Source organism: Pseudomonas fluorescens (genome assembly GCF_902497625.1).
Classification (GTDB): domain Bacteria; phylum Pseudomonadota; class Gammaproteobacteria; order Pseudomonadales; family Pseudomonadaceae; genus Aquipseudomonas; species Aquipseudomonas fluorescens_BQ.
This window is the reverse complement of sequence record NZ_CABVGX010000007.1, coordinates 128,362-139,377: the sequence shown is the minus strand read 5'-3', so window position 1 is coordinate 139,377 and position 11,016 is coordinate 128,362. Positions and strand designations below refer to the sequence as shown.

At 59.8% G+C, this 11,016-nt stretch carries 10 protein-coding genes; 7 read left to right on the top strand and 3 right to left on the bottom strand.

Annotated features, from left to right (window positions below; all coding sequences use genetic code 11):
• Positions 1-147: 147 nt before the first annotated feature.
• From F8N12_RS06705 to F8N12_RS06675, 7 genes are all read left to right on the top strand, one after another.
• A complete protein-coding gene (locus F8N12_RS06705) occupies positions 148-870 on the top strand; it encodes a response regulator transcription factor (protein WP_150579752.1) in 723 nt (240 codons plus the stop codon).
• A complete protein-coding gene (locus F8N12_RS06700) occupies positions 857-2,221 on the top strand; it encodes a sensor histidine kinase (protein WP_150579751.1) in 1,365 nt (454 codons plus the stop codon). Before F8N12_RS06705 ends, F8N12_RS06700 begins: the two co-directional genes overlap by 14 nt.
• A gap of 169 nt (positions 2,222-2,390) precedes the next feature.
• Complete coding sequence (cysM, locus tag F8N12_RS06695; RefSeq protein WP_150579750.1) at positions 2,391-3,293, top strand: cysteine synthase CysM; 903 nt, start codon at positions 2,391-2,393, stop codon at positions 3,291-3,293.
• Positions 3,293-4,693 (top strand): 23S rRNA (uracil(1939)-C(5))-methyltransferase RlmD, encoded by a 1,401-nt coding sequence (gene rlmD / locus F8N12_RS06690; RefSeq protein WP_150579749.1) that lies wholly within the window; start codon positions 3,293-3,295, stop codon positions 4,691-4,693. The genes cysM and rlmD overlap by 1 nt, the downstream gene beginning before the upstream one ends.
• A 76-nt stretch (positions 4,694-4,769) precedes the next feature.
• Positions 4,770-7,013, top strand: a complete 2,244-nt coding sequence (relA, locus tag F8N12_RS06685) for a GTP diphosphokinase (protein WP_150579748.1) — start codon at positions 4,770-4,772, stop codon at positions 7,011-7,013.
• Positions 7,014-7,137: 124 nt separating this feature from the next.
• Entirely contained in the window at positions 7,138-7,971 is an 834-nt protein-coding gene (gene mazG, locus F8N12_RS06680; protein WP_150579747.1) for a nucleoside triphosphate pyrophosphohydrolase, read from the top strand.
• Positions 7,972-7,999: 28 nt separating this feature from the next.
• Positions 8,000-8,542, top strand: coding sequence for a DUF2058 domain-containing protein (locus tag F8N12_RS06675; protein ID WP_028622821.1), 543 nt, complete (start codon positions 8,000-8,002; stop codon positions 8,540-8,542).
• Between the two features lie 70 nt (positions 8,543-8,612).
• On the opposite strand, the gene F8N12_RS06670 is transcribed toward F8N12_RS06675, so the two are convergent.
• The 3 genes from F8N12_RS06670 to fabA all read right to left on the bottom strand — a co-directional run bounded on the left by F8N12_RS06670 (position 8,613) and on the right by fabA (position 10,996).
• The gene (locus F8N12_RS06670; RefSeq protein WP_150579746.1) at positions 8,613-8,801 is read right to left on the bottom strand and encodes a hypothetical protein; all 189 of its coding nucleotides are present in this window, start codon (positions 8,799-8,801) and stop codon (positions 8,613-8,615) included.
• Positions 8,802-9,248: 447 nt separating this feature from the next.
• Positions 9,249-10,469, bottom strand: coding sequence for a beta-ketoacyl-ACP synthase I (gene fabB / locus F8N12_RS06665; protein ID WP_150579745.1), 1,221 nt, complete (start codon positions 10,467-10,469; stop codon positions 9,249-9,251).
• Positions 10,470-10,480: 11 nt separating this feature from the next.
• Complete coding sequence (fabA, locus tag F8N12_RS06660; protein WP_017127984.1) at positions 10,481-10,996, bottom strand: 3-hydroxyacyl-[acyl-carrier-protein] dehydratase FabA; 516 nt, start codon at positions 10,994-10,996, stop codon at positions 10,481-10,483.
• Between the last annotated feature and the right edge of the window lie 20 nt (positions 10,997-11,016).

Sequence of the window (11,016 nt, the reverse complement as noted above, 5' to 3'; positions counted from 1 at the left end):
TAGCGATTTGCCGGCGGGCAATCTTCGTAAATTGAATGTCGTCATTCGTCGGACAGTCCGACGCTTTCGCGTCTTGAGCAAACCTTGGGTTGCCCAAGGCGATGCAATCTTCAATAATCTCCAACTGAGAATTATTTGCAGATACTCATGAATCCCATCTCTGTTGGTACACCTCGAATCCTTTCCATTGAAGACGATCTGGTACTCGGCGCCTATGTCCACGAGGAACTGGGCCGCAGCGGCTTCCAGGTGACCTGGTGTCAGAACGGTCAGGAAGGTTTGGCGATGGCGCGTCAGCAGTCTTTCGATGTAGTGCTGATGGACATTCTGCTTCCCGGCCTCAACGGCCTGAAGGTCTTGACGCAGTTTCGCCAGAGCCATTCCACACCGGTGGTGTTGATGTCGGCGCTGGGAGCCGAGGCCGATCGCATCAGCGGTTTTCGCCTCGGCGCGGATGACTACCTGCCCAAGCCTTTCAGTATGGCCGAGCTGCGCGTGCGCATCGAAGCGATCCTGCGTCGCGTCGCGCTCGATCGCCGACCGGCGCCTGAGTCGCCTGTGGTCGCGGCGGACAGTCTGCGATTCGACGATGAAAGCTTCGAGGTCTACTTCGGCGCGCACGGCGCGACGCTGACCCGCAGTGAGTACCGCTTGCTGGACACCTTGCACCGCAACAGCGATGAAGTGCTGAGCAAAGCCTTCCTTTATCAGCACGTTTTGCAGCGCGGTTACGCGGCTCATGACCGCAGCCTCGACATGCACATCAGCCAGATCCGCCGCAAACTGAAGGCCATCGGCTACACCGAACGGGAAGTGCGCACGGTGTGGGGCAAGGGTTACGTATTGAGCGCCGACCATGAAATGGGCTGATCTGCCGGGCAGGCATTCACTATTCTGGAAACTGGCGTGTCTGTTGATGGCGTTCTGCCTGCTGATGATCTGGTTGAGCTGGTCCTGGGGACGCTATATGGAGGAGCGCAACCAGTTCCTCTCGGACGAGGCGCGCGGCACGCTGACGCGCTACGCCGCCGAGGCCGAACAGGCCTGGCAGCAAGGGCAGCGAAAGGGCGTCGATGACTGGTTGCAGACGATGCGCCAGCGTGAAAAGAGCTGGGTCGGCGTCATTGGCGGTGATCTGCAATCGCTCAGCACCGGGCCGCTGACGGACAAGGACATCGAGCGCCTGACGTTCTTGCGCGGGCTCGACTGGCCCATTCACAAAAAAGGCCTGCCGTGGTTGCGCGTGCCGTTTCCCAATCATCCGTCAGCCGGCAGCCTGGTGATCGAATTGCCGCAACGCTTCGTGCCCGGGCACTATCGAGTGTTCTGGCGCGTCATCACCAACGGCGTCATTCCGGGGCTGTTTACCTTGCTGCTGTGCGTTGGCCTCTACCGTCTGCTGGTGGTGCCGTTGAACCAATTGCGCGAACAGGCCAACGCCTGGCGCGCCGATCAACTCAATGTGCGTCTGTCGAGCCATACCACCGAACGCCCGGACGAACTCGGCGAACTGGCTCGCGCCTTCGATCAAATGTCCGAGCGCCTGCAGTCGACCGTCGCCCTGCAACAGCAACTGCTGCGCGACCTGTCCCATGAATTGCGCACACCGCTGAGCCGGTTACGGGTCGCCAGTGAGAGCGAACAATCACTGCTGCCGCTGCGCGAGCGCATTGGCCGTGAAGTCGACGGCATGCAGCGTCTGGTCGAAGACACCTTGCAATTGGCCTGGCTCGACACCGAACGCGCGCCGCTGGCCGATGAAGCTATCCAGATCCAGGCTCTGTGGGAAATGCTCACCGAAAACGCCTGTTATGAAACCTGCTGGCCGGAGCGTCAGTTGCAGTGCGAGGTGGATGCGTCCTGCTGGGTACGTGGCAATCTCAACACCTTGGCGCAGGCGCTGGAAAACATTCTGCGCAACGCCATTCGTCATTCGCCTGAAGGCGGCGTTGTGCGCCTGAATGGACGCCGCGAGGGCGATTACTGGCACCTGTGGCTGGACGATCAGGGCGGCGGCGTGGCGGAGGCGGATCTGGAGCGAATTTTCTCGCCGTTCATCCGGCTGGATGGTTCGCGTCCGGGGGATGGTGGGTTTGGGTTGGGATTGAGCATTGCGAGGAACGCGGTGCAACGGCAGGGGGGGCGGCTTTGGGCGGAGAATACCAAGGTGGGATTGAGGGTAAATTTGCGGTTGGTGGCGGATGAGGGTGTTGGGCCGTAACGCCGCATTAGCAGGCAGGCTTGGCGCTACGTTCAAGTAGGTCGGTCGTGGAAAGTCCACGCCTGTGCCCTTATTCCCATAAGCAATAAGTACCGCACTTTGCGTGATATGGCCTGCGAACGTTTGCCGGTATGATAGGCGCCCCCGCAGTCTGGATTGCGAATACGCCATGACCTTGCAGTACCCAACCATCGCCGATTGCGTCGGCAACACTCCGCTGGTTCGTTTGCAGCGCCTGCCTGGCGCCACCAGCAATACCCTTTTGCTCAAGCTGGAAGGGAACAACCCGGCGGGTTCGGTCAAGGACCGTCCGGCGCTGTCGATGATCACCCGCGCCGAGCTGCGCGGGCAGATCCAGGCCGGTGACACGCTGATCGAAGCGACGTCAGGTAACACCGGGATTGCGCTGGCCATGGCCGCTGCAATCAAGGGTTACAAGATGATCTTGATCATGCCGGACAACTCCAGTGCCGAGCGCAAGGCGGCGATGACCGCCTATGGCGCCGAGCTGATTCTGGTCACTCAGGAAGAAGGCATGGAAGGCGCGCGCGACCTCGCTCAGCGAATGGAAGCCGAAGGCCGTGGCAAAGTCCTGGACCAATTCGCCAATGGCGATAATCCCGAGGCGCATTACACCAGCACCGGTCCGGAGATCTGGCGTCAGACCGGGGGCACCATTACCCATTTCGTCAGTTCGATGGGCACCACCGGCACGATCATGGGTGTCTCGCGCTATTTGAAAGAGCAGAGCGATACCGTGCAGATCGTTGGCCTGCAACCGATGGAAGGTTCGGCGATCCCGGGCATTCGGCGCTGGCCGCAGCAATACCTGCCGAAGATTTATCAGGCCGAGCGCGTGGACCGTATCGTGGACATGGCGCAAGGCGAAGCCGAGGACGTCACCCGACGTCTGGCCCGCGAGGAAGGCATCTTCTGCGGCGTGTCTTCGGGCGGTGCCGTGGCAGCCATGCTGCGCCTGTCCAGAGAGGTTGAAAACGCGGTGATCGTCGCGATCATTTGCGACCGTGGCGACCGATACCTGTCGACCGGCATTTTCGACGCGCCCAACTGATGGCCAAGCATGAGAGAGGCCTGCGCTTCCAGCCCGCTGGTGGCAGCAAGGCCCCACAGATTCCGACCGGCAAGAAGCAGCGCCTGAGCATCGAGCGCCTGGCGAATGACGGTCGCGGCATCGCGTTCTTCGAAGGGCGCACCTGGTTCGTCCTCGGAGCCCTTGCCGGCGAAGAAATTGAGGCGCGGGTGCTGGGCGCCCATGGCAAAGTGGTCGAGGCGCGCACCGAGCGCGTGTTCCAGGCCAGCGAGCTGCGCCGGCCTGCCCCCTGCATACATTTCGGACGCTGTGGCGGCTGCAGCGTTCAGCATCTGCCCCACAGCGAACAACTTGTCCTCAAACAGCGCATGCTCGCCGAGCAATTGTCCAAGGTCGCCGGCGTCGAGCCCGAAGAATGGGCGGCGCCACTGAGCGGTCCGGAGTTCGCCTATCGTCGGCGCGCCCGGGTCGCAGTGCGCTGGGACATGAAGGCGAAACACCTTGAAGTCGGCTTTCGCGCGGCAGGCAGTCAGGACATTGTTGCGATCAGTGAATGCCCGGTGCTGGTACAGCCCTTGCAACCGATCATCAGCCGCTTGCCGGACATGTTACGACGCCTGAGCAAACCTCAAGCGCTCGGCCATGTCGAACTGTTCAGCGGCACTTCGCTGGCAGTTTTGTTGCGTCACATGGCGCCGTTGTCTGACGCCGACCTGACGATTCTCAAGGATTTCTGCGCGCTCCATGAGGCTCAGTTGTGGCTGCATGGAAATGGCGAGCCGCAACCGGTCGACGCTGATCAGGCGCTGGGTTATCGCCTGGAGCAATGGGACCTGGACCTGGCGTACAGGCCGGGAGATTTCATTCAGGTCAACGCAGCGGTCAATGATGCCATGATTGCCCAGGCGCTGGACTGGTTGAAGCCGGCCGGGCACGAGCGTGTTCTAGATCTATTCTGTGGTTTGGGCAACTTTGCATTGCCGCTGGCGAAAGCCGTCCGCGAAGTGGTTGCGGTTGAAGGTGTTCAGGCAATGGTGGAGCGCGCGGCTGCCAATGCCGTCAGCAACAATTTGCATAACGTGCAGTTTTTTCAGGCCGATTTGTCCCAGCCTTTGGCCGATGGCGAATGGGCGCGCGAAGGCTTTTCTGCGGTACTCTTGGACCCACCGCGTGACGGTGCTTTCGAGGTCGTGCGCAAGCTCAAGGGCATGGGCGCCAAACGGTTGGTGTATGTGTCGTGCAACCCGGCAACGCTGGCGCGCGACACGGTCGAATTGATCAAGCAGGGCTACCGGTTAAAACGTGCCGGGATTCTCGATATGTTTCCTCAGACGGCACATGTCGAGGCCATGGCGTTATTTGAAGCGAGCCAGGACGGCTCGTCTGGTCCGACTGACCCGCTTGCGCAGCACTCGTCCTAGCCCCACGAGAGCGTACTGGTAATGAAGGTCAGCGATTTGACGCATTGAATCTGCGTCGTAGGGAAGGTAAAGCAAGATGGTACAGGTGAGAGCACACCAGCCGATCAACACCGACGGCAGTATCAATCTCGAGGCTTGGCTCGATCATGCGGTCAGTGTCGATCTGGCACTGGATCGCGAAGCCTTGAAAGACGCGTGCGAATTCGCCCGCGTGTCCGAACAACAGGCCAATGCGGCAAAGAATCTGTGGTCCGAAGGGACATCAAGCTTCCGCACCGGCCTTGAGATCGCCGAGATTCTCGCCGACCTCAAACTGGATCAGGATTCGCTGGTCGCTGCGGTCCTGTACCGCGGCGTGCGCGAGGGCCAGATCGATCTGCCGGCGGTAAGCCAGCGATTTGGTCCGGTGGTCGCCAAGCTGATTGACGGCGTGTTGCGCATGGCGGCAATCAGCGCCAGCCTGAGCCCGCGCCAGTCCATGGTGCTGGGCACCCAGGGCCAGGTCGAAAACCTGCGCAAAATGCTGGTTGCCATGGTCGATGACGTTCGCGTAGCGCTGATCAAACTGGCCGAGCGCACCTGCGCAATCCGCGCGGTAAAAACCGCCGACGACGAAAAACGCAACCGCGTGGCGCGCGAGGTGTTCGACATCTACGCGCCACTCGCGCACCGCCTCGGCATCGGCCACATCAAGTGGGAACTGGAAGACCTGTCTTTCCGTTACCTGGAGCCTGATCAGTACAAACAGATCGCCAACCTGTTGCACGAACGGCGTCTGGATCGCGAGCGCTTCATTGCCGATGTGATGAGCCAGCTGAAGATCGAACTGCAGGCTACCGGCGTTGATGCCGACATCAGCGGCCGGGCCAAGCACATCTATTCGATCTGGCGGAAAATGCAGCGCAAAGGCCTGGCCTTCAGCCAGATCTACGACGTTCGCGCCGTGCGCGTGCTGGTTCCGGAAATGCGCGACTGCTACACCGCGCTGGGCATCGTCCATACGTTATGGCGGCACATCCCGAAAGAATTCGACGACTACATCGCCAACCCCAAAGAAAACGGATACCGCTCGTTACATACCGCGGTGATCGGGCCTGAAGGCAAGGTGCTGGAAGTGCAGATTCGCACCCACTCGATGCACGAAGAGGCCGAACTGGGCGTTTGCGCACACTGGCGCTATAAGGGCACCGACGTCAAATCCGGTTCGAATCACTACGAAGAGAAGATTTCCTGGTTGCGTCAGGTCCTCGAGTGGCACGAAGAGCTGGGCGATATTGGTGGCCTGGCCGAACAGCTGCGCGTAGATATCGAGCCGGACCGCGTGTACATCTTCACCCCGGACGGTCACGCGATCGACCTGCCGAAAGGATCGACCCCGCTGGACTTCGCCTACCGCGTGCACACCGAGATTGGCCACAACTGCCGCGGCGCGAAAATCAACGGGCGGATCGTGCCGCTCAACTACAGCCTGCAAACTGGCGAACAGGTCGAGATCATCACCAGCAAGCACGGCACGCCGAGCCGCGACTGGCTGAACCCGAACCTGGGCTACATCACCACGTCGCGGGCGCGGGCGAAGATCGTTCACTGGTTCAAATTGCAGGCCCGTGATCAGAACGTCGCGGCTGGTAAAACCCTGCTTGAGCGAGAGTTGAGTCGCCTCGGTCTGCCGGCGGTGGACTACGAAAAACTGGCCGACAAGGCCAACATGAAGACCGCCGAGGACATGTACGCAGCGCTGGGTGCCGGCGATTTACGACTCGCGCAACTGGTGAACCTTGCGCAGCAACTGGTCGAGCCTGAGCGCGGTAACGAACAGCTGGAATTGATCCCGCGCAAGGCCACCGGCTACAAACCGGGCAAGCGTGGCGACATTCAGATTCAGGGCGTAGGCAACCTGATGACGCAGATGGCCGGCTGCTGTCAGCCGCTGCCGGGCGATGCCATCGTCGGCTACATCACCCAGGGCCGCGGGGTGAGCATTCATCGCCAGGATTGCGCCTCCGTGTTGCAACTCGGCGGACGCGAGCCGGAGCGGATCATCCAGGTCAGCTGGGGGCCGGTACCGGTGCTCACGTATCCTGTGGACATCATCATCCGCGCTTACGATCGTTCCGGTCTGCTGCGTGATGTATCGCAAGTGCTGCTCAACGAGCGGATCAATGTGCTGGCGGTCAACACCCGTTCGAACAAAGAGGACAACACTGCGTTGATGTCCCTGACGATCGAAATTCCGGGGCTGGATGCGTTGGGGCGATTGCTCGGACGGATTTCGCAGTTGCCGAACATCATCGAAACCCGGCGTAACCGTGCGCCGTGATTGGTAGATCTGTAGGAGCTGCCGAAGGCTGCGATCTTTTGATCCTGGCTACCGGCAGCGCCACAAAAAAGATCGCAGCCTCCGGCAGCTCCTACAAAAAGCCTGCGTTTGAATGGGATTTTTGATGTACAGCCTTGAAGACTTATTGCACCTGATGTCCCGTCTGCGCGACCCGCAGTTCGGTTGCCCGTGGGACATCAGGCAGACTTACGCGACCATCGTCCCGCACACCCTCGAGGAAGCCTACGAAGTGGCCGATGCCATTGAGCGCGGTGACTTTGATCACCTGCAGGGCGAGTTGGGCGATCTATTGTTTCAGGTGGTTTATTACAGTCAGCTGGCACGGGAAGAAGGCCGATTCGAGTTCGCCGGGGTGATCGACAGCATTACCCGCAAGTTGATACGTCGGCATCCACACGTATTCCCGACCGGCGATCTGTACGCGCCGGTGGACGTTCCGCGTTTGAGTGAGGAACAGGTCAAGCTGCGTTGGGAAGAGATCAAGGCCGAAGAGCGCGCCGAGAAGTCTGCCGCGCCGGAACAGTTGTCCTTGCTTGATGACGTGCCCGCAGCCCTGCCGGCCCTGTCACGCTCTGCCAAATTGCAGAAGCGTGCAGCTCAGGCCGGTTTCGACTGGCCGGACGCTTTGCCGGTGCTGGACAAGGTTCGTGAAGAACTCGATGAAATACTCGAAGCCATGGCCGACAACGACCCGGTAGCGATCGCCGATGAAGTCGGCGACCTGCTGTTTTCCGTGGTCAATCTGGCACGTCATCTGAAGGTCGATCCAGAGTCGGCGCTGCGTGGCGCTAACAACAAGTTCGACAGACGCTTCCGTTTTATCGAACAGGCATTGCGCGATAGCGGTCGTCCCGTGGAAGATTGCACCCTCGAAGAGTTGGACGCCCTGTGGGGTGAAGCCAAACGTCAGGAAAAGAATTTGCCCAGCTGCGGTTGAGCAGTTGCCTAAGTGAGAAATAAGCACCATGAGCATTTCCCTTCGCGACCAGTTACTCAAAGCAGGGCTGGTCAATCAGAAGCAGGCCAAACAGGTCGGCAAAGACAAGCAGAAGCAGCAACGCCTGGCTCACAAAGGCCAGATTGAACTGGATGACACGCAACAGCGTGCCGCTCAGGAAGCCATGGCCGAGAAGGTCAAGCGCGATCAGGAACTGAACCGCCAGCAGGTCGAGAAGGCTGAAGCCAAGGCCCGGGCCGCGCAGGTCAAGCAGTTGATCGAAGCCTCGCGGTTGCCGAAGCTGACGACAGAAGACTATTACAACTTTGTCGACGACAAGAAGGTCAAGCGTATTTCCGTCAACACGCTGATGCGCAACAAGCTCAGCAGCGGTTCACTGGCTATCGTGCACCACGCCGGCGGCTATGAAGTGATTCCCCGTGAGGCGGCCCTGAAGATTCAGGAGCGCGATCCGCAACGCATTGTGCAGATGAATGTGCAGACGGAGGAAGTGGCCGTCGAAGATGATCCATACGCGGCGTACCAGATCCCTGACGATTTGATGTGGTAACCCGGTAACGGATGGCACAACGACAAACCCCGCTCATGGCGGGGTCTGTCGTTTTCAATGCTGTAGTTGCTCAAACGCTGTTCTGCTGCCGCTGCTGTTCCAGTGTTTCCAGTTCGGCCCGGTAGTTGTGGGCGTCGGTTTCGGAGTGAAACATTCCGACCAGCAGGTCTTGCTGGTGCACATCCCAGATCCGCACACCGGCGGCTACGCCTTCGTGGGACATATGTGAATCGTCGCGTTCAGTTACTTTTACAGTCATCTGCTAGCTCCAATCTCGGTTACCTGCACCAAGGCGTGTGCAGGACTCTTTTATATGATTGGTTAGCTTGCTTAGTAAATGCCTGAATTCTGAAAGGGTTTTGTGCAAAATCCACAGCAGTCCTGCAGCCCGCGCAATCCGCGACATTCAGTCGCAGCGCCGATAGTTTCATGACAAAAGCTTCATGTTCACGAAGAACAAAACTGCAGGTTGCGCACGACTTGTAGCAGCTGGCAGAGCCTGCGTTCGGCGACGCAGTCGTCGTAAATTCGGTGTATGCGGTCTGCCTGATTCATCGAAGTAGCTGATTTCACGACGACTGCGTCGCCGAACGCAAGCTTCGCCAGCTGCTACGGGAGCTGAGGTGAATTCATTTTCTCAAGGCACAAAAAAACGCCCCGAACCAGTCGGGGCGTTTTCATGTGCAGCTTGTGGAGCAGGGCGGTATTACTTGCCCGACCAGCGTTTCAGAACCAGCGTGGCGTTGGTGCCGCCGAAACCGAAGCTGTTGCTCATCACGGTGTTGATGGTGGCGTCTTCTCGAGTTTTCGTCAGAATCGGCATGTCGGCCACCTCCGGGTCGAGTTCGTCGATGTTGGCGGAACCCGCCATGAAGTTGCCTTCCATCATCAGCATGCAATAGATCGCTTCGTGGACGCCGGCGGCGCCCAGGGAGTGGCCGGACAGGCTCTTGGTGGAGCTGATCGCCGGAGCTTTATCGCCGAACACTTCCCGCACACCTTTCATCTCCGCGACGTCGCCGACCGGGGTCGAAGTGCCGTGGGTGTTCAGGTAGTCGATTGGTGCGTCGACGGTCGACATCGCCATCTGCATGCAGCGGATGGCGCCTTCACCGCTTGGGGCGACCATGTCGTAGCCGTCGGAAGTCGCGCCGTAGCCAACGATCTCTGCGTAGATCTTCGCGCCGCGGGCCAGAGCGTGTTCCAGCTCTTCAACCACGACCATGCCGCCACCGCCGGCAATGACAAAACCGTCACGCTTGGCGTCGTATGCACGGGAAGCTTTTTCCGGAGTTTCGTTGTACTGGCTGGACAGTGCGCCCATGGCGTCGAACAGGAACGACTGGCTCCAATGCTCTTCTTCCCCGCCGCCGGCGAACACGATGTCCTGCTTGCCCATCTGGATCTGTTCCATGGCGGTACCGATACAGTGAGCACTGGTCGCGCAGGCGGAAGCGATGGAGTAGTTCAGGCCTTTGATCTTGAATGGCGTGGCCAGGCAAGCGGAAACGGTGCTGCTCATGGTCCGCGTCACGCGGTATGGGCCAACGCGCTTCACGCCCTTCTCGCGCAGGATGTCCAGCGCTTCCATCTGGTTCAGCGTGGAGGCGCCACCGGACCCGGCAATCAGGCCGGTCCGCGGGTTGGAGACTTGCTCATCGGTCAGACCGGAGTCGGCGATGGCGTCTTTCATGGCCAGGTAGGCGTAAGCCGCCGCGTGGCCGACGAAGCGATAGATCTTGCGATCGATCAGCTCTTCGAGGGGAAGGTCGATGGAGCCGGAAACCTGGCTACGCAGACCCATTTCAGCATATTCCGGATTGAACCGGATGCCAGGGCGACTTGCACGCAGGTTAGCGGAGACGGTCTCTTTGTCATTGCCCAGGCACGAAACGATGCCTAGACCAGTGATAACGACGCGGCGCATGCGGATAACCCTTAGAAGTTGTCAGTGGAGGTGAAAACGCCGACCCGGAGGCCTTCGGCAGTGTAGATCTCGCGACCGTCAACCGTTACCGAACCGTCAGCGATGGCGAGGTTCAGCTTGCCTTTGAGGACGCGCTTGATCTGAATGTTATACGTAACTTTCTTCGCGGTCGGCAGGACCTGACCAAAGAACTTCACTTCGCCCGAACCCAGTGCACGGCCGCGGCCTGGCAGGCCTTGCCAGCCCAGGAAGAAACCGACCAGTTGCCACATGGCATCCAGACCGAGGCAGCCCGGCATCACCGGATCGCCTTCGAAGTGACAAGCGAAGAACCACAGGTCCGGAGTGATATCCAGCTCGGCGACCAACTCACCTTTGCCGTACTTGCCACCTTCTTCGCTGATATGGGTGATGCGATCCACCATCAGCATGTTCGGGGCGGGCAGTTGCGCGTTACCCGGGCCGAACAGCTCACCGCGACTGCAGCGCAGCAGATCTTCCCGAGTAAAGGCGTTTTGTTTGGTCATGCGAGCTCCTCAATAGTCCC